Raw genomic sequence first — 16,508 nt, forward strand, 5'->3', positions numbered from 1 at the left:
CAACTAGTTGCACAAAGAGGCGGCGCACACCACACCGCCGCGCCGGCGGGCTCCCGTCAGTGACTCTCCAGCCGCACGTGAAGCTCCCGCTCCTGGTCCCCGGAGGCCGTGCTCAGGTCGTGCACGGTGAACAGGGAGTCCAGGGTGGTGCGGAAGCGCTCGATCGCCCAGTAGCCGCCCTGCACGTCGGCCTCCACGGACGCCGTGAGCCGGGCGGGGTCGCATCCGCCGTGGGCGTCGGCCACGTCGAACGTGCCGAGCCACACGGTGGGGCGCACCTCGTGGTAGTCCCGGGGCACCTCGTCCGAGCGCCGGTCGGACGAGAAGCACGCGCACAGGGCGTCGAACACGGTCCGGGCGTCCTCCTTGCTGCACCCGCTCAGCTCCACGGAGACGGACTCCGGATGCAGTCGCTCACCGTCCATCGTGATCGCTCCTCTCGTGGCCCATATCCCCAGAAAAGCACCACCGGGGGCGGAGCACTACCGGCGCGGGTCAGCTCCGGGTGAAGCGGTACGTCTTGCTGTCGGTCAGCACGCAGAAGCCCGGCGACACGACGATCACGCGCAGGGTGCCGGTGCGGCGGTCGTAGTCGACGCCCTCCGCCTCGAAGGAGCCGGAGCAGCCACTGCGCAGGGGCAGCTGCCGCAGGGCGGTGACCTGGCCGGTGACGTCCGCGGTGCCGTCCGGTGCGGCGGACAGGTCGATGCGCAGCAGCGGCTTGGTGACGCCGAAGAGGGCGCCCTCCGGGTCGTCGGAGGAGCACAGCAGGGTCGTCGCGTCGAGGAAGTCGCAGCCCTGGACGTCCCGCACGGCGTGGTCCAGGTGGACGGTGGCCGCCTGCGGCAGGTTCGCCGAGGGCGAGGTGGCCGGGTTGACGCCGGGGGTCGGGAAGACGAGGAGCCGGTTCATGGTGCCCCACTCGCCGGACAGCATCCACTGGCCGTCGGGCGTGATCGCGGACCAGGAGTTGTTCCGCGCCTCGCCGGGGCTCAGCGTGTGCACGTACTCCGACCACCGGCCGTCGGGCGCCTGCACGCGGAACATCTTCGTGTTCCCGTCGTCCCGCTGGTACGGCTCGACGTAGTGACCGTCGTAGGAGGCGTCGGGGTCGCCGACGTGGTTCCAGCCGCGGGCGCTGAGGCCGAGGGGGATGGTGCCGATGCCGGTGTAGCGGTTGGGGCTGCCGGCCGGGACCTCGACGGAGGCCAGGCCCTGGCTCTCGGTCAGCGGGTCGGCGCGGTCGGAGCCCACCTCGGTCCAGGCGTCGGCGGCGGGGGCGGGGGCGGCCTGGGCGGACGCGGCGGTGACGGCGAGGGGGAGAACCAGGGCGGTGAGGCCGGTGAGAACGGCGTGACAACGTTGCCGGGCACGCAGGGGCATGGGCGGGCGCTCCTCGGTGGGGGGCGGGCGGTACGCACTCGGCGGACAGTCTGGCCCGGCCCGAGGGTCATGTACAGACCAACTCCGGCCCGAGTCACCGCGCGGACCGGATGCTCCCCTCACCCATGGCTCCCGGCTCGGTACGGCGCTCGGTCCCCCGCCGGGTGATGCTGGAAGGCAGACGGCGACGGCCTCGGCGCATCGGCCCCGCGCGCGGTGGAACGCGGTAGAACAAGAAGGCCGGCATCGACAGGACGCCGCGTGGAACGGCGAAGGCGGGGCGTGGGATGAGTGGAGCCGGGTCTGCCGCATTCGACGGGGACGCCGCGTCGCGCGGACCGGTGCGTCCCAGCGGTCTCCTCGACGTGCTGAACGTGGCCTCGGTGGTGCTGGACACCGAGGGCCGGATCGTGCTGTGGAGCCCGCAGGCGGAGGAGCTGTTCGGCTACTCGGCACCGGAGGCGCTGGGACAGTACGCCGCCCGCATCATGGTCCACGAACGCCACCTCGACCTGGTCGTGAAGCTGTTCGCCGACGTCATGAGGACCGGCCGGAGCTGGGCCGGGGCCTTCCCCGTGCGCCGCAAGGACGGCGGCACGCTGCTGGTGGAGTTCCGCAACATGCGCCTCCTGGACGACCGGGGGGACGTCTACGCGCTGGGGCTCGCGGTCGACCGGTCGACGGTGCGCCGGCTGGAGCAGGACGTGGCGCTGTCCACCCGGGTGATCCGGCAGTCCCCGATCGGGCTCGCCGTCATGGACACGGAGCTGCGGTACGTCTCGGTCAACCCGTCCCTGGCCCGGATGAACGGACTGCCGGCCGAGGAACACCTCGGCCGGACGGTCCGCGAGGTACTGCCGCTGGTGGACGCCGGCCCCCTGGAGGAGGCGGCGCGCCGGGTACTGGAGACGGGGCGGCCGGTGGTCGACCTGGCGGCGACCGGGCGGACCCCGGCCGACCCGGACGAGGAGCACGCCTGGTCGCTCTCGCTGTACCGGCTGGAGGACGCCGTCGGCGCGGTGATGGGCGTCGCCGTGTCGGTCGTGGACGTCACCGAGCAGCACCGGGCGGGTGTCGAGGCCGAGGCCGCGCGGCGCCGGCTGGCCGCGGTCGCGGACGCCTCCACCCGGATCGGCACCACGCTGGAGCTGGAGCGCACCGCGCACGAACTGGCCGCTGTGGCGGTGCCCGGCCTCGCCGACGTCGCGGCGGTGGATCTGCTGGAGTCCGTGGTCAAGGGGCGGCGCAGCACCCTGCGTCCGACCGAGGCGGCCGTGATCCGCGCCCTGGCCGTGCACGCCGACGACGCGCCCGAGGCGCTGCGGGCGGCCGACCCGCCCGGCCAGGTCGCCCGGTACGGGCCGGACCGCCTGGTCACCGAGTGCGTGCGCTCGGGGCGGCCGGTCAGGGTGGAGCGGGTGACGGACGCGGACCTGCCGCGGATCGCCCGCTCGCCCGAGGCGGCCGAACTGCTGCGCCGGGCGGGCGTGCACTCCTATCTGGCCGTGCCGCTGATCGCGCGGGGCGAGGTGCTCGGCGCCCTGGACCTCAAGCGGACCGGCAACCCGCTGCCGTTCGGCGAGGACGATCTGCTGCTCGCCCGCGAGCTGGCGGTCCGGGCGGCACTCCAGATCGACAACGCCCGCTGGTACCAGAACGCCCGCGACGCCGCCCTCACCCTGCAGCGCAGCCTGCTGCCGCGTCATCCCCCGGTGACGGGCGGACTGGAGGTCGCCTCCCGCTACCGGCCGGCCGGCGCCGCCAGCGAGGTCGGCGGCGACTGGTTCGACGTGATCGAACTGGAGGGCTGCAAGACCGCGCTGGTGGTCGGCGACGTGATGGGCAGCGGCATCGCGGCGGCGGCCTCCATGGGGCGGCTGCGCACGGCGACGAACACGCTGGCCGCCCTCGACGTCGATCCGGCGTTCCTGCTCGAACACCTCGACCGGGCCACGGTCGGCCTGGACCAGTCCATCGCCACCTGCGTCTACGCGGTCCACGACCCGCACCTGCGGCAGTGCCGGATCGCCAACGCGGGTCACCTGCCGCCGGTGCGGCTGCGGGCGGGACGTCCGCCGGAGCTGCTGGACCTGCCCACCGGGGTGCCGCTCGGGGTGGGCGGCGTGCCCTTCTCCACCACCACCGTGGACCTCGAGCCCGGTGACCGGCTGGTGCTCTACACCGACGGTCTCGTCGAGACGCGGCGGCAGTCGCTGGACGAGCGGCTGGACGCGCTCCTCGCCCTGCTGGACGGCCCGGACCGGCCGCTGGAGGAGGTGTGCGACCTGCTGCTGCGCACGCTGCACGAGCCGGAGAACTCCGACGACGTGGCCCTGCTGATCGCCCGAGCCACGCCGCCGGCCGAGCCGGGGGGCGCGGTCAGCCCCTGACGCCGATCACCACGTGGGCGTACAGCTCCTCGCAGACCGCGAGGCGGGTCACCAGGCCGGCCCGGGCGAAGGCGTCGACCGCGGCCGGCGCCTGGCGTTCGCTCGTCTCGGCCAGCAGGCAGCCGCCGGGCGCGAGCCAGGCCGGGGCCCCGGCGGCGACCCTGCGCAGCACGTCGAGGCCGTCGGCGCCGCCGTCGAGGGCGACCAGCGGCTCGTGCTCGCGTGCTTCGGCGGGGAGCAGCGGGACCTCGCCGGTGGGGACGTAGGGCACGTTGGCCGCGAGGATGTCCACCCGGCCGCGCAGCTCGTCGGGGAGCGCGTCGAAGAGGTCTCCGGCGTGGACCTGCCCGCCGACGGCGGCGAGGTTGCCCCGGGCGCACTCCACGGCGACGGGGTCGACGTCGGCGGCGTGCACCTCGGGCCGGTCCAGGGCGGCGGCCAGCGCGGCGCCGACCGCGCCGGAGCCGCAGCACAGGTCCACGACGACGGCGGCGTCCGGCGCGTGGGCCAGCGCCCGGGCCACCAGGAACTCGGTGCGGCGGCGGGGCACGAAGACCCCGGGCCCGACGGCGATGCGCAGGCCGCGGAACCCGGCCCAGCCGAGGACGAGTTCCAACGGGAGGCCACGGACGCGGCGGTCCACGAGGTCGGCGAGTTCGCCGGCGGTGCGGGCGCCGGCCAGGATCAGCTCGGCCTCGTCCTCGGCGAAGACGCAGCCCGCGGCGCGCAGGGCCGCCACGACGGCGTCAGGGGACGGAAGCGCGGCGGAGAAGGGCGCGGGAGGGGAAGGGGGAGACGGTGGGGACAGTGGGGGCATGGAAGCGGAGAGCCTTTCGCGAACCGAAGGGCGCTCTCGCGGTCACCCGTTGCCGGTGACCGTACTGCCGTGAGGTGAGAGCACCCGTGCCGACACAGCGGTAATGGGTCTCACCTCCCTGGCGTCCGTCGGCCGGGGCTGTCCGCGGCCGACGGTCACATTACCCCAATGATCAGACGCCGACGGTCTCCTCCGCCTCCTCGTCCGCCTCGGTCTCCGCCCGGTCCGCTTCCGGGGCCGGGGACCCGCTTCCGCGCCCGTCGGGCCGGGCGTGCTTCGGCTGGCCGGGGGCCGGGACGGGTGCCGTGCCGTGCCGCTCGCGCAGGGCGGCGAGGGCGGTCACCGCGAGTCCGAGCAGCAGCCAGGCGACCAGCGTCCCCACGTTGCGGCCCAGTCCGTCGCCGTCGAAGTAGAGCAGGGCGCGGGCGCCCTCGACGAACCCGGCGCCGTTCCAGAAGGCGTGCAGTGCGCCGAAGAAGCCGTTCTGCAGCTCGGGCCGGAACAGACCGCCGGAGCTGGTGAAGTTGAGCATCACGAACAGCACCATCATGGCCAGGGTGGTCCACCGCTTGAGGAAGGTGTGCAGGCCCACGCCGACGAAGAGGATGCCCGCGGCGTACAGCCAGGCCATGCCCCACACGCCGGCGAGGTCGTGGTGGGCGAGACGGAAGACCGGCCCGGCGAGCAGGGCGCCGATGCCGCTGACGACGACGGAGACGCCGAGCGTGAGCAGGGCCCGCACCCGCATCGGCAGGGCGCCGCCCGCCGCGCCGAGGGCGGCGACGGAGGCGTAGGAGCCGATGCTGATCGCGATCAGCAGGAAGAACAGCCCCTGCCCGGTGGGGTCGTCGTCGACCGGGGTGGCCACGTCGGTCACCTTCAGCGGGGCACCCTGGCGCTCGGCGACCGGGGCGAAGACCTTCTCCGCGGCCATGGCGCCCATGTCGGAGGCGGCGGTGGCCACCACGACCTCGGGCGCCTCGCCGCCCGGGACGTAGGCGCCGGTGATCTCGCGGGCCCGGAGGAGATCGACGGCGTCGGCGCGGCTCGTGACGGTCCGTACGTCGACCGCGTCACCGGCCGCGTCCTTGACCGACTGGGCGAGCACCTTCGCCTCGGGGGCGGAGCCGACGACGGCCACCGGGAGGTGGTTCGGCTCGGGGGTGACGAAGGCCCCCATGTACGCGAGCCCCATACCGACGCACATCAGCAGGGGGGTGATCAGGTGCGTCAGCACGTGGCGCAGGGCGTGCGACTTCATCGCGCACATCCTCCAGAGGTCGGCGGGGAACGGCGGCCGGACGGCGGCCGGAAGATGGTTGGCTTATACAACCCTCTCTTCAAGTTGTACTGTACAACTAGCGAGCTGGAGGAGGACCTGTGACGACGGCCGGGACGCCCGATGAGACGACTGTCACCCCTGGAGGACGCACCGCGGACGCGTCCGTGGAGACCATCCAGCGGGAGATGACGGCCTTCGCCCGCCGGGCCCGCGCCTCGGCCGGGCGCATGCACCCGGAGCTGTCGCTGGTGTCGTACACCCTCCTGGGCCACCTCGAAGAGCGGGACGGCTGCCGGGCCACCGACCTGGCGGCCCACTACGCCCTGGACAAGTCCACCGTCAGCCGCCAGGTGTCCGCCCTGGAGCGCACCGGCCTCGTCGAGCGGCGCGTCGACCCGGACGACCACCGCGTCCAGGTCCTGCACCTGACCGAGGCCGGGCGGCGCATCCTGGCCCAGGTGACCGAGAGCCGCCGGGCCGCCGTCCGGGAACGGCTGGCGGACTGGTCCGAGGAGGACCTCGCCCGCTTCTCGGCGTATCTGGAGCGGTACAACGCGTGGCCGGACGCCCCGGCCGACGGGGACCGGGACCGAGATCCGGGCCCCGGGCACGTACGGTGGACCGGTACGCACTGATCACGCCGGCGCGGCTCGCCCTTCGCGCCGGTCCGAAAGGCCCCTCCGCATGAACACCACCCGAGGCTTCACCGGGCGCGCGCGCACCGCCCGGCCGGGGCTGCCGCCCGGCCAGTACGACGCCGGCGACGACTGGCCCGTGCTGTCCGCCGAGGTCACGCCCGATCTGACACCCGCCGACTGGACGTTCCGCGTCGGCGGACTGGTCGCCGAGCCGCGCACCTGGGACTGGGCGGACGCCCACCGCCTGCCGGCGTCGGCGTACGAGGGCGACATCCACTGTGTGACCGGCTGGTCGAAGTTCGGGGTGCGGTTCGCCGGCGTTTCCCTGGACGCCTTCCTGGCGGCGGCCGGTCCGCTGCCGTCCGCCACGCACGCCGTCGCCTACGCGCACACCGGCTACACCGCCAACCTGCCGCTCGCGGACCTGACCGGCGGGCGCGCCTGGATCGTGTGGGAGTACGACGGGCGGCCGCTCACCCCCGAGCACGGCGGACCGGCACGGCTGGTGGTGCCGCACCTGTACTTCTGGAAGAGCGTCAAGTGGGTCGCCGGCCTGGAACTGCTCGACCACGACGAGCCGGGTTTCTGGGAGCGCAACGGCTACCACCCGCGCGGCAACCCCTTCGAGGAGCAGCGGTACTCCGGTGACTGAGACGGCGACGCACACGACGACGGCCTTCACTCCCCCGACGCGGTTCGCCGTGCCCGGGCGCATCGAGGTGGCGGGCGAGGTGGCCGCGCGCTGGCAGCCGGCCACCCTCACGGAGATCCGCCGGGAGACGCCCCGCGCGTCCACCTTCCGCCTCGCGGTGCCCGGGTGGGCGGGCCATCTGCCCGGCCAGCATCTGATGCTGCGGCTGACGGCCGAGGACGGGTACACGGCCCAGCGGCACTACTCGCTGGCGTCCGCGCCGGACGACTCGGGACACGTGGAGCTGACCCTGGACCACGTGGCGGACGGCGAGGTGTCCGGCTGGTTCCACCGGGTCGCCCGGCCCGGTGACCGCGTCGAGGTGCGCGGCCCGCTGAGCGGCTTCTTCGCCTGGCCCGGCGACCGGCCCGCCCTGCTGCTGGGCGCGGGTTCCGGGGTGGTGCCGCTGATGTCGATGGTCCGGCACCACCGGGCGCGGCGGCTTTCGGTGCCGCTGCGGATGCTGGTGTCCGCGCGCGGCCCCGAGGACTTGATCTACGCGCGTGAGCTGGGACCGGAGACGACGCCGGTGTTCACGCGGACCGCGCCCGCCGGAACGCCGGTGGGCCGGCTGGCGGCCGCGCACCTGGCACCGCTGCTCTCCGAGCCGCCCGCCGGCGGCTGGGAGGCGTACGTGTGCGGTTCCAACTCCTTCGCCGAGCACGCCTCACGGCTGCTGGTGGCGGCCGGCCAGCCGGTGGACCGCATCCGGATCGAACGCTTCGGCTGATCCGACGCGCCCCCTCGGATCCGTCCGCCTCCGGGGTGAGAACGGGTGAGCGAGCCGGGCCGTACGGGGTACCAGACCTGTGCGGGGACGCGCGGACGAGGGGCGGAGGTCGACATGCGAACCGGGGTGCGCGGCCGGCGCCCGCGGCACAATCCGCTGCGACGCCGTTCGGACGTCGTCGAGAGGTGGACGGCGGTGCTCGTCGCCGTCCTGCTGGTCGTGGGCGCGCCGCTGCTCGGAGCGGCGACCGCCCGGTGGAGTCACGACGGGGCCCAGGAGGTCGCGGCGGAGCAGCGGGCCGAACGGCACCGGGTGCGGGCCACGGTGGAGGGCCGGACCCCGGACACCCTCCCGTCGGTGCAGGCGGGCGGGCAGCACTCCTACCGGGCGACGGTCCGCTGGACCGGCCCGGACGGCACCGAGCGGACGACCTCGGCACGGGTCCCGGCCGGTACCGGGAACGGTGACGCGGTGCACGTGTGGCTGGACTCGCGCGGCCGGAGCGTACCGGCGCCGACCGACGACTCCGCGGTCCTCCAGCACAGCGTGACCGTCGGCGCCTGCACGGCGATCGGGACGGTGCTGGCGGTGCTCCTCGCGCACGGCGCCGTGCGCAAGGTGGCCATGCGGCGCCGGCTGGCCGAGTGGGACCGGGAGTGGGCCCTGATCGAACCGCAGTGGACACACCGCCGGGCCTGACCCGGCGGCGCCGCCCCGCCCCGCGGCGGGGGGCGTCGGCTCGCCTCTTCCCGCCCCGCACACCCCTGACCTGCGGTTCGACCGATCGAACACCCCCGGGGAGCCGTTGATCGGGATCTGGCGGGCCCCGTGATCGCTCACGTACGGTGTGATCATCCGCACGGTCCGGCGGCGACTTCCAGCAAAGGCGGTTCTCGATGGCCCTGTTCGACCTTCCGCTCGACGAACTCCGCGCCTACCGCAGCGCGTCGGCCGAGCCCGAGGACTTCGATGCCTTCTGGGACCGGACGCTGGCCGAGGCCCGTGAGCACGAGCCGGCCGTCGCCTTCGAGCCGGTGGACACCGGGCTGTCCACGGTGCGGGTGCACGACGTCACCTTCTCCGGCTTCGGCGGCCACCCCGTCAAGGGATGGCTGACGCTGCCGGCCGCGGCCGAGGAACCGCTGCCGCTGGTCGTGGAGTTCGTCGGGTACGGGGGCGGGCGCGGGCTGCCCCACGAGCACCTGCTGTGGGCGTCCACCGGGCGGGCCCACTTCGTCATGGACACCCGCGGGCAGGGCAGCGCGTGGGGCGGCGGTGGCGCGACCCCGGACCCGGTCGGCGGCGGCCCCGCGTACCCGGGCTTCATGACCCGCGGCCTGGACGCCCCGGAGAACTACTACTACCGCCGGGTCTTCACCGACGCCGTGCGCGCGGTGGAGGCGGCCCGCTCCCACCCGCTGGCCGACGCGGGGCGCACGGTGGTCCTCGGCGGGAGCCAGGGCGGCGGCATCGCGATCGCCGTCGGCGGCCTGGTGCCGGACCTGACGGCGGTCGCCCCGGACGTGCCCTTCCTCTGCGACTTCCCGCGCGCGACGACCCTCACCGACCGGCACCCCTACCGGGAGATCGGGCTGTACCTCAAGACGCACCGCGGTCGCACCGAGGACGCGCTGCGGACGCTGTCGTACTTCGACGGGGTGCACTTCGCGGCCCGCGGCCGGGCGCCGGCGCTCTTCTCGGCGGCCCTGGAGGACCAGACCTGCCCGCCGTCGACCGTCTTCGCGGCCTTCAACGCCTGGGCCCACGACGACAAGGAGATCGAGGTGTACGACTTCAACGACCACGAGGGCGGCGGCCCCTTCCAGCAGGCCGCCAAGGTGCGCTGGCTGCGTTCGCGCCTGTGACCGCGAGCCTGCGGCGTCCTGTACCGCGCCTTGTGGCGGGGTGACGGACGGGCGACGCGCGGGTGAGGTTTCGGCCGAACCGGCGGGCGGCCCTTCCCTACTGGTTTAGACCAATGATACTTCTGGTGGCGCACCGAGCCCGCACGGCTACCGTACGTCACCCACAGGAGGGCGCGGCATGGCCCGCACCGCTTCGCCGGACCACTCCCCCGCCGACGCCTCACCGCTGTACCGGCGGGTGGCCGCACGCCTGCGCGGCGAGCTGCACGACGGCACCTTCCCGCCGGGTGGACGGCTGCCCGGCGAGCGCCGGCTGGCCGAGCACTTCGAGGTGAGCCGGGAGACCGTGCGGCAGGCCCTTGAGGTGCTGCGCCGGGACGGGCTGCTCGCCACCGACCGGCGGGGCAGCCACGTCGCCCTGCCGGGGCCGGCCCCCCAGAGCCCGGCGTCGCTGGCCTTCCCGGTCGGCGCGCGGGCGGCCCGGCCGTGCGCCGGCGACCGGGCCATCGTCTCCTGGGAGCCGCCGTCCCGGGAGCACGCCGAGGCCCTGGGACTGGCACCGGACCGGCCGACCCTGGTGCACCGCTACACGTCCTCGACCGCCGACGGCGGCGGACGGCGGACGGCCGTGACCTCGTTCTCGGCGGTGGCCCTGGCCGAGGTCGGGGAACTGGCCCGGTACCGAGGCCGCGCCGACGGGTCGGCCTCGGCGCAGTTGTGGCGGGCCTACGACTGGATGCGCGGGGCGGGCCTGACCCTGCACCACCGCGACACCATCACCCGGCTCGCGGACACGCAGGCGGTACGGGTCGTCCGGCTGGTGCACGACCAGTACGCGCGCCCCCTGGAGATCACCGACCTCCTCGTGGACGCCGGACAGGACGCGCTGGTCTACGAGTTCACGCTGCCGGCGGCCGGCTGACCCCTCCGGCGCCCGCGTTCACGACAGGCGCCGGGCCACGAGCAGCCGGGCGCGCGGACTGCCGTCGGGCCGGCGGCCGAACTCGGGCAGCGCCCGCAGTTCGGCGCGGAACCCGGCACGGGTCAGCTCCCGGCCCACGTCGCCGAGCCGGAACGTGCGGTAGTACATGACGAACGGCGGCCGCCACAGCGCGTTGCGCACCCGCATCGCGGCGTCGAAGCCGAGCAGGGTCCAGTAGCCGAGGGAGCCGGGGCGGGGCGGCGCGACGACGGGGAAGGCGAAGCAGCCGCCCGGCCGCAGCACGGACCGCACCTGTCCGAACAGGCCCGGCAGTTCGCGGGGCAGGAAGTGCCCGAAGGCGCCGAAGCTGACGACGAGGTCGAAGGCGGGGCCGAAGGGCAGGGCGCGGGCGTCGGCCCGCACCCAGGAGACGGCGGGCCCCTCGGGCACGGCGCGCTGCCGGGCGACCGCGAGCATGCCCGCGCTGAAGTCGACGCCGGTCACCCGGTCCCGGCACACGCGGGACAGCACGTCCACTCCCGCCCCGGTGCCGCAGCACAGGTCGAGGCCGGCACCGAAGGGGCCCAGATCCGCCAGCGCCGAGGCGACGGCGTCGAGCACCCGCTCCGGCGTCCGGTACGGGGTGTGGTCGAACTTGGGCGCGAGCAGGTCGTAGCCGTGCTCGACCGACGACAGTGCCTGGACGGCGAGTTCGCGCAGCGTGGGGCCTTCGGGGCTGAACATCGGGTCAGCCTAGGGCCTGGCCGGTGGGGTCGGTGGGGGCACGCCGTTCGCCCAGCACCGTGAGGACGCGCTCGCACCAGCGGGCGTTCTCCCGCTCGAAGGAGATGCCGGCGAGCAGCGTGAGATAGGGGCCGACGCGGCCGGCCTCCCGCAGGTGCTCCTCCTCCGTGCGGCCGTCCAGGAGGCGTTCGCGGACCCGTTCGTAGCGGGCGAGTTTGCCGAGCGCCCAGGTCCGGCGCTCCTCCACCAGGGCGCGGACCCGCTCCGGATCGATGCCGTCCATGGCCTGCATCTTGATCAGGAACTCGTCCCGGACGGCGGTCGGGCGCCGGGTCGGCTCGGCGGCGAAGGCGCTCAGCCGATCCCGGCCGGCCTCCGTGAGCGAGAAGAGCCGCTTGGTGGGACGGCGCTCCTGCGGCACCGTCCGCGCCTCGATGAGTCCCTCGTCCGCGAGGCGCTCCAGCTCACGGTAGAGCTGCTGCGGGGTGGCCGGCCAGAAGTTGGCGAGCGAGACGTCGAACACCTTGGACAGCTCGTAGCCCGAGGCCTCGCCCTCCAGCAGGGCGGCCAGGACGGCGTACTTGAGAGACATGTCGACACGCTAGCAAGGAGGAACTAGTCTGCTCCGCACCTATTCAAAAAGTTCAGTATCACTGGACTTCCTCCCCGACTTCAGGAGCTGCCATGCAGGCATTCCGCGCGGCGGTCGAGGCCGACGACCTCGACGCCGTCGAAGCGCTGTTGGCCGAGGACGTGGTCTTCACCAGCCCCGTCGTGTTCAAGCCCTACCGCGGCAAGGCGATCACGGCGGCGATCCTGCGCGCGGTCGCCCGCGTCTTCGAGGACTTCCGCTACGAGCGCGCCATCGGCGACCCGGCCGGCCGGGACCACGCGCTGCTCTTCTCGGCACGGGTGGGTGACCGCGAGATCGGCGGCTGCGACTTCCTCCACCTCGACGCGGACGGCCGCATCGACGAGCTGACGGTGATGGTGCGACCGCTGTCGGGCGCGCAGGCCCTGCAGGCGGCGATGAGCGCGCAGTTCGAGAACATCGCCCGCGAGGCCCAGGAGGCGGGGGCCGTCTCGGACGGCTGACCCGGCCCGCCCCCGCGGACACGGAAGACGAGAAGACGGAACATCCGTCGCACCCTCGGCGTCGAGAAGGGCGGGAGCCGCTCCGGGCTCCCGCCTCTCCGCCCCCACGGCCCTTCCGGCGGCCATTCCGTGGTACGGTGCGAGAAGCACTCGTGTACGCCCCTTCTTTCCGGGCGCCGGTGCTGTTCTCCCTTCGGTTCGCCGACCCGCCCGTCCAGCCGACCGGCGCGTCGACTTCCCAGCACGACCTCGCGAGCAGGGACACCCCCCTGCCGTCTCCGAGGCGCTGTTCCCGCCGTCGCGGGTGTGTCGTGAGACCCCTCGTACGGCCTCTTCCCCCCTTCTTCCGCATGTTCCGTGCCCGTGTCCTCGAAAGGACCGACCACCATGACCACCACACTCGAACACCCCCTCGTACGCCAGGCCCCGTCCGAGACCGTGCGCGGTGTCCTCGACATCGACGCGGGCGGGAGGGGCCACCTGCGGGGCGAGCACCTCCAGCCCGAGCCGACCGACCTCGCCGTCTCCCCCGCGCTGATCCGCCGCCACGGCCTGCGCAAGGGCGACCTGGTCGAGGGCGTGAGCGGAGACCGCCGCGCCCTCACCGGCGTCGTCCGGGTGGGCGGCCGCACGCTCGACCGGCAGGGCACCCGGCGTAGCTTCGGCGAGCTGACCCCGCTGCACCCGCACACGCGGCTGCGCCTCGAACACCCGGCGGCCGGAGTGACCGGGCGCCTCGTCGACCTGCTCGCACCGGTGGGCAAGGGGCAGCGCGGGCTGATCGTGGCCCCGCCGAAGACCGGCAAGACCGTCCTGCTTCAGCAGATCGCCGCCGCGGTCGCCGGGAACCACCCCGAGGCCCGCCTGATGGTGGTGCTGCTCGACGAGCGCCCCGAGGAGGTCACCGACATGCGGCGGGCGGTCCGGGGGGAGGTGTACGCGTCGACCTTCGACCGCGGCGCCCGGCAGCACATCGCGCTCGCCGAACTCGTGATCGAGCGGGCCAAGCGGCTGGTCGAGGCCGGCGAGGACGTCGTCATCCTGCTGGACTCCCTCACCCGGCTGTGCCGGGCGCACAACAACGCCGCCGCCTCCGGCGGCCGCACCCTGAGCGGGGGTGTCGACGCCGGGGCCCTGATCGGACCCAAGCGCTTCTTCGGCGCCGCCCGGCAGGCCGAGGAGGGCGGCTCCCTCACCGTCCTCGCCACCGCCCTGGTGGAGACCGGCTCACGGGCCGACGACTTCTACTTCGAGGAGCTGAAGAGCACGGGCAACATGGAGCTGCGGCTCAGCCGTGAACTCGCCGCCCGCCGGGTCTTCCCCGCCGTCGACGTGACCGGCTCGGGCACCCGCCGCGAGGAACTCCTGCTCTCCCCCGCGGAGTCGGCCGCCGTGACCGGGCTGCGGCGGGTCCTGCAGGGCCGGGACGGACAGACCCGGGACGGGCGGTCCGGCCTGGAGACGCTGCTGGAGCGGATGTGCCACACCCCGGACAACGCGTCGTTCCTGCGCGCCGTCCAGCCGACCCTGCCCGCCGCCGGCTGACGGGACGCGGGCCCGGGGAGCGCCGGCCGGCCCGCCCCGGGCCCGCGTCCTCTACGGCATCCGGGTGCTCGCGTACGCGACTCGGCCCGGGAAGCGTGGCGCTCCCGGGGTCCGTTCCTACGTTTGCGGTATGACTATCGGATTCTCATCCCGGGCGGTTCGTTCCACCTGTGTGCTCTGCGCGGCCGGGCTGCTCACGCTCATGCCCGCCGCCGCGGCCGCCCGCGCGGAACGGCCGGACCCCCCGCCCGCCCGGTGGGGCGCAGGCCGCCTCGCCGCAGCGGGCGGTGCTGTACCGCTCCGGTACCCAGGTCCGGCCCCGCCCCGGGGCGCCCGGGGTGCCCGATGTCTCCGCGCTGTCCTGGGTCGTGGCCGACGCCGGCACCGGCGACGTCCTGGCCGCGCACGACGCGCATCGCAAGCTGCCTCCGGCGAGCACCCTGAAGACGCTGTTCGCGCTCACGGTGCTGCCCGTCCTGCCGGGCGGCATCCGCCACGAGGTGAGCGCCGGCGAACTGTCCGGCATCGGCCCCGGCAGCAGCCTGGTCGGCGTCGTCGAGGGCGGCACGTACCGGGTCTCCGACCTGTGGAACGGTGTCTTCCTCAACTCCGGCAACGACGCCGTGCACGTCCTGGCCTCGCTCACCGGAGGCTGGCGCGCGACGGCCGCCCGGATGCAGGCCGAGGCCCGCGCGCTGGGCGCCTTCGACACCCATGTGCGCTCGCCCGACGGCTACGACGCGCCGGGGCAGGTGTCGTCGGCGTACGACCTCGCGGTCTTCGGCCGGGCGGGGCTCAGGAACCCGGACTTCGCCCGGTACTGCGCGAAGGTCGACGCGCTCTTCCCCGGCCAGGACGGTGAGGCGTACGGGATCATGAACACCAACCGGCTGCTCACCGGCGCGGACGGGGTGCGGCCGTACCCCGGGTTGATCGGGGTCAAGAACGGCTACACCAGCAATGCCGGCAACACGCTCATCGCCGCCGCCCGCCGCGACGGACGGACCCTGGTCGTCACCGTGATGAACCCTCAGGAGGGCGGCGGCCACGCCGTCTACGAGGAGGCCCGGGCACTGCTGGACTGGGGGTTCGAGGCCGGTGACCGGGTGGACCCGGTGGGGACGCTGGTGCCCGCGTCCGCCCGCCCGCCCCGGGGACCCGAGGCCGTGCCCGCGACGGTCACCACGGCCCGGCCGCCACGGGACGAGCCCGGCTGGCCGGAGACCGGGGCGATCGTGGGCGTCGCCGGGCTGGGCGCCGGTGCCGTGGCGTTCGTCCTGCGGCTCAAGCTCGTCCGCGTCGAGCGGGGATGACGGCCACCGGTGGCGTCCCGCCGAGCCCCGGTCAGAAGACCGACAGCCCCGTGAGGGTGGTGAAGCGGTCCAGGGCCGCGACCCCGGCCACCGAGTTCCCCCGCTCGTCCAGGCCGGGGCTCCACACGCACAGCGTGCAGCGGCCCGGCACGACCGCGATGATGCCGCCGCCGACGCCGCTCTTGCCCGGCAGGCCCACCCGGTAGGCGAAGTCGCCGGCCGCGTCGTACGTCCCGCAGGTCAGCATCACCGCGTTGACCTGCTTGGCCTGACTGCGGCTCAGCAGCCGGGAGCCGTCGGCGCGGATGCCGTGCCGGGCCAGGAAACCCGTCGCCAGGGCGAGGTCCGCGCAGGAGGCGGCGACGGAGCACTGCCGGAAGTACTGCTCCAGCAGGACCGGCACGGGGTTGTCGATGTTGCCGTACGACGCCATGAAGTGGCCGAGGGCCGCGTTCCGGTCGCCGTGCGCGGTCTCGGAGGCGGCGACCTCCTCGTCGTAGGTCAGCCCGGGGTTGCCGCTCTCCGCCCGCAGGAAGTCGAGCAGCTCCCCCGCGGCGTCCCCGGTACGGGTGTGCAGGCGGTCGGTGACGACGAGGGCGCCCGCGTTGATGAACGGATTGCGCGGGATGCCGTTCTCGTACTCCAGCTGCACCAGGGAGTTGAAGGGGTTGCCGGACGGTTCGCGGCCCACGTGCTCCCAGAGCGCGTCGCCCTCGCGGGCCAGGTCGAGGGCGAGGGTGAACACCTTGGTGATGGACTGCGCGGAGAACGGCTCGCGCCAGTCCCCCACCCCGTACACCGTGCCGTCCGGCTCGGCGACGGCCATGCCGAAGCGGCGCGGGTCGCAGGCGGCCAGCGCCGGGATGTAGTCCGCGGGCCTGCCGCTGCCCGGGGTCCGCTCGATCTCCTCGGCGATGCGCTCCAGAACCGGCTGGAAGGTCGTCGGCGTACTCATGATCGCCATTGTCCCTCCGGGCCCGCCCGGGTGCGCGGCCGAGGGGAGGAACCCCAGGTCGCGGGGTGGTGCTGGCCACACCCCCGCTCGGGGGGCAACGCCATTCTGCCGGAGGCGGGCCGTTCACATACTGAAGTA

The 16,508-nt window shown here is 74.3% G+C and carries 17 protein-coding genes; 10 read left to right on the forward strand and 7 right to left on the reverse strand.

What is annotated here, in order from left to right; all coding sequences use genetic code 11:
* Nucleotides 1-56: 56 nt before the first annotated feature.
* A complete protein-coding gene (locus tag ACFZP7_RS04495; protein WP_019327181.1) occupies nucleotides 57-425 on the reverse strand; it encodes a hypothetical protein in 369 nt (122 codons plus the stop codon).
* A 70-nt stretch (nucleotides 426-495) separates the two neighbouring features.
* A complete protein-coding gene (locus tag ACFZP7_RS04500) occupies nucleotides 496-1,383 on the reverse strand; it encodes a hypothetical protein (protein ID WP_385633901.1) in 888 nt (295 codons plus the stop codon).
* Nucleotides 1,384-1,670: 287 nt separating this feature from the next.
* On the opposite strand from ACFZP7_RS04500, the gene ACFZP7_RS04505 reads away from it, so the two are divergent.
* Nucleotides 1,671-3,773, forward strand: coding sequence for a SpoIIE family protein phosphatase (locus ACFZP7_RS04505; RefSeq protein ID WP_385633902.1), 2,103 nt, complete (start codon nucleotides 1,671-1,673; stop codon nucleotides 3,771-3,773).
* On the opposite strand, the gene ACFZP7_RS04510 is transcribed toward ACFZP7_RS04505, so the two are convergent.
* Nucleotides 3,763-4,590, reverse strand: a complete 828-nt coding sequence (locus ACFZP7_RS04510) for a putative protein N(5)-glutamine methyltransferase (protein ID WP_385633903.1) — start codon at nucleotides 4,588-4,590, stop codon at nucleotides 3,763-3,765. The two genes, ACFZP7_RS04505 and ACFZP7_RS04510, sit on opposite strands and share 11 nt — an antisense overlap.
* Before the next feature lie 172 nt (nucleotides 4,591-4,762).
* Nucleotides 4,763-5,851 carry a hypothetical protein gene (locus tag ACFZP7_RS04515; RefSeq protein ID WP_385633904.1) on the reverse strand — a complete coding sequence of 363 codons (1,089 nt, stop codon included), beginning with the start codon at nucleotides 5,849-5,851 and terminating at the stop codon, nucleotides 4,763-4,765.
* Nucleotides 5,852-6,057: 206 nt separating this feature from the next.
* On the opposite strand from ACFZP7_RS04515, the gene ACFZP7_RS04520 reads away from it, so the two are divergent.
* The 6 genes from ACFZP7_RS04520 (at nucleotide 6,058) to ACFZP7_RS04545 (ending at nucleotide 10,718) form a co-directional block, all read left to right on the forward strand.
* Nucleotides 6,058-6,507: a MarR family winged helix-turn-helix transcriptional regulator gene (locus tag ACFZP7_RS04520; RefSeq protein WP_175438170.1), complete on the forward strand. Its 450-nt coding sequence runs from the start codon at nucleotides 6,058-6,060 to the stop codon at nucleotides 6,505-6,507.
* 49 nt (nucleotides 6,508-6,556) lie between these two features.
* Nucleotides 6,557-7,162, forward strand: a complete 606-nt coding sequence (locus ACFZP7_RS04525; protein ID WP_220672213.1) for a sulfite oxidase-like oxidoreductase — start codon at nucleotides 6,557-6,559, stop codon at nucleotides 7,160-7,162.
* Nucleotides 7,155-7,931 (forward strand): ferredoxin reductase, encoded by a 777-nt coding sequence (locus tag ACFZP7_RS04530; RefSeq protein ID WP_031020705.1) that lies wholly within the window; start codon nucleotides 7,155-7,157, stop codon nucleotides 7,929-7,931. The genes ACFZP7_RS04525 and ACFZP7_RS04530 overlap by 8 nt, the downstream gene beginning before the upstream one ends.
* Nucleotides 7,932-8,045: 114 nt before the next feature.
* Entirely contained in the window at nucleotides 8,046-8,630 is a 585-nt protein-coding gene (locus ACFZP7_RS04535) for a hypothetical protein (RefSeq protein WP_046248245.1), read from the forward strand.
* A 197-nt stretch (nucleotides 8,631-8,827) separates the two neighbouring features.
* On the forward strand, nucleotides 8,828-9,796 hold the full coding sequence (locus ACFZP7_RS04540; protein ID WP_385633905.1) for an acetylxylan esterase: 969 nt from the start codon (nucleotides 8,828-8,830) through the stop codon (nucleotides 9,794-9,796).
* Nucleotides 9,797-9,974: 178 nt separating this feature from the next.
* A complete protein-coding gene (locus ACFZP7_RS04545; protein ID WP_385633906.1) occupies nucleotides 9,975-10,718 on the forward strand; it encodes a GntR family transcriptional regulator in 744 nt (247 codons plus the stop codon).
* An 18-nt stretch (nucleotides 10,719-10,736) separates the two neighbouring features.
* Here ACFZP7_RS04545 and ACFZP7_RS04550 read toward each other — a convergent pair whose 3' ends face one another.
* Together ACFZP7_RS04550 and ACFZP7_RS04555 are read right to left on the reverse strand one after the other, a co-directional pair.
* The gene (locus ACFZP7_RS04550) at nucleotides 10,737-11,462 is read right to left on the reverse strand and encodes a class I SAM-dependent methyltransferase (RefSeq protein WP_164285564.1); all 726 of its coding nucleotides are present in this window, start codon (nucleotides 11,460-11,462) and stop codon (nucleotides 10,737-10,739) included.
* Between the two features lie 4 nt (nucleotides 11,463-11,466).
* The gene (locus ACFZP7_RS04555) at nucleotides 11,467-12,054 is read right to left on the reverse strand and encodes a PadR family transcriptional regulator (RefSeq protein WP_109203469.1); all 588 of its coding nucleotides are present in this window, start codon (nucleotides 12,052-12,054) and stop codon (nucleotides 11,467-11,469) included.
* A gap of 92 nt (nucleotides 12,055-12,146) precedes the next feature.
* On the opposite strand from ACFZP7_RS04555, the gene ACFZP7_RS04560 reads away from it, so the two are divergent.
* From ACFZP7_RS04560 to ACFZP7_RS04570, 3 genes are all read left to right on the forward strand, one after another.
* Nucleotides 12,147-12,557, forward strand: a complete 411-nt coding sequence (locus tag ACFZP7_RS04560) for a nuclear transport factor 2 family protein (protein ID WP_385633907.1) — start codon at nucleotides 12,147-12,149, stop codon at nucleotides 12,555-12,557.
* A 387-nt stretch (nucleotides 12,558-12,944) separates the two neighbouring features.
* Nucleotides 12,945-14,102 (forward strand): transcription termination factor Rho, encoded by a 1,158-nt coding sequence (rho, locus tag ACFZP7_RS04565; RefSeq protein WP_385633908.1) that lies wholly within the window; start codon nucleotides 12,945-12,947, stop codon nucleotides 14,100-14,102.
* Nucleotides 14,103-14,440: 338 nt separating this feature from the next.
* Nucleotides 14,441-15,415: a D-alanyl-D-alanine carboxypeptidase family protein gene (locus ACFZP7_RS04570; protein ID WP_385633909.1), complete on the forward strand. Its 975-nt coding sequence runs from the start codon at nucleotides 14,441-14,443 to the stop codon at nucleotides 15,413-15,415.
* 31 nt (nucleotides 15,416-15,446) lie between these two features.
* Here ACFZP7_RS04570 and ACFZP7_RS04575 read toward each other — a convergent pair whose 3' ends face one another.
* Complete coding sequence (locus ACFZP7_RS04575; RefSeq protein ID WP_019327165.1) at nucleotides 15,447-16,379, reverse strand: glutaminase; 933 nt, start codon at nucleotides 16,377-16,379, stop codon at nucleotides 15,447-15,449.
* Between the last annotated feature and the right edge of the window lie 129 nt (nucleotides 16,380-16,508).

It is taken from the genome of Streptomyces sp. SudanB5_2050, from assembly GCF_964272335.1.
Classification (GTDB): domain Bacteria; phylum Actinomycetota; class Actinomycetes; order Streptomycetales; family Streptomycetaceae; genus Streptomyces; species Streptomyces rochei.

Excerpts from the sequence above, each read along its gene's own strand:
- ACFZP7_RS04495 (WP_019327181.1), bottom strand. The coding sequence starts at position 425 with ATGGACGGTGAGCGACTGCATCCGGAGTCCGTCTCCGTGGAGCTGAGC.
- ACFZP7_RS04500 (WP_385633901.1), bottom strand. The coding sequence starts at position 1,383 with ATGCCCCTGCGTGCCCGGCAACGTTGTCACGCCGTTCTCACCGGCCTC.
- ACFZP7_RS04505 (WP_385633902.1), top strand. The coding sequence starts at position 1,671 with ATGAGTGGAGCCGGGTCTGCCGCATTCGACGGGGACGCCGCGTCGCGC.
- ACFZP7_RS04510 (WP_385633903.1), bottom strand. The coding sequence starts at position 4,590 with ATGCCCCCACTGTCCCCACCGTCTCCCCCTTCCCCTCCCGCGCCCTTC.
- ACFZP7_RS04515 (WP_385633904.1), bottom strand. The coding sequence starts at position 5,851 with ATGAAGTCGCACGCCCTGCGCCACGTGCTGACGCACCTGATCACCCCC.
- ACFZP7_RS04520 (WP_175438170.1), top strand. The coding sequence starts at position 6,058 with ATGACGGCCTTCGCCCGCCGGGCCCGCGCCTCGGCCGGGCGCATGCAC.
- ACFZP7_RS04525 (WP_220672213.1), top strand. The coding sequence starts at position 6,557 with ATGAACACCACCCGAGGCTTCACCGGGCGCGCGCGCACCGCCCGGCCG.
- ACFZP7_RS04535 (WP_046248245.1), top strand. The coding sequence starts at position 8,046 with ATGCGAACCGGGGTGCGCGGCCGGCGCCCGCGGCACAATCCGCTGCGA.
- ACFZP7_RS04540 (WP_385633905.1), top strand. The coding sequence starts at position 8,828 with ATGGCCCTGTTCGACCTTCCGCTCGACGAACTCCGCGCCTACCGCAGC.
- ACFZP7_RS04545 (WP_385633906.1), top strand. The coding sequence starts at position 9,975 with ATGGCCCGCACCGCTTCGCCGGACCACTCCCCCGCCGACGCCTCACCG.
- ACFZP7_RS04550 (WP_164285564.1), bottom strand. The coding sequence starts at position 11,462 with ATGTTCAGCCCCGAAGGCCCCACGCTGCGCGAACTCGCCGTCCAGGCA.
- ACFZP7_RS04555 (WP_109203469.1), bottom strand. The coding sequence starts at position 12,054 with ATGTCTCTCAAGTACGCCGTCCTGGCCGCCCTGCTGGAGGGCGAGGCC.
- ACFZP7_RS04560 (WP_385633907.1), top strand. The coding sequence starts at position 12,147 with ATGCAGGCATTCCGCGCGGCGGTCGAGGCCGACGACCTCGACGCCGTC.
- rho (WP_385633908.1), top strand. The coding sequence starts at position 12,945 with ATGACCACCACACTCGAACACCCCCTCGTACGCCAGGCCCCGTCCGAG.
- ACFZP7_RS04575 (WP_019327165.1), bottom strand. The coding sequence starts at position 16,379 with ATGGCGATCATGAGTACGCCGACGACCTTCCAGCCGGTTCTGGAGCGC.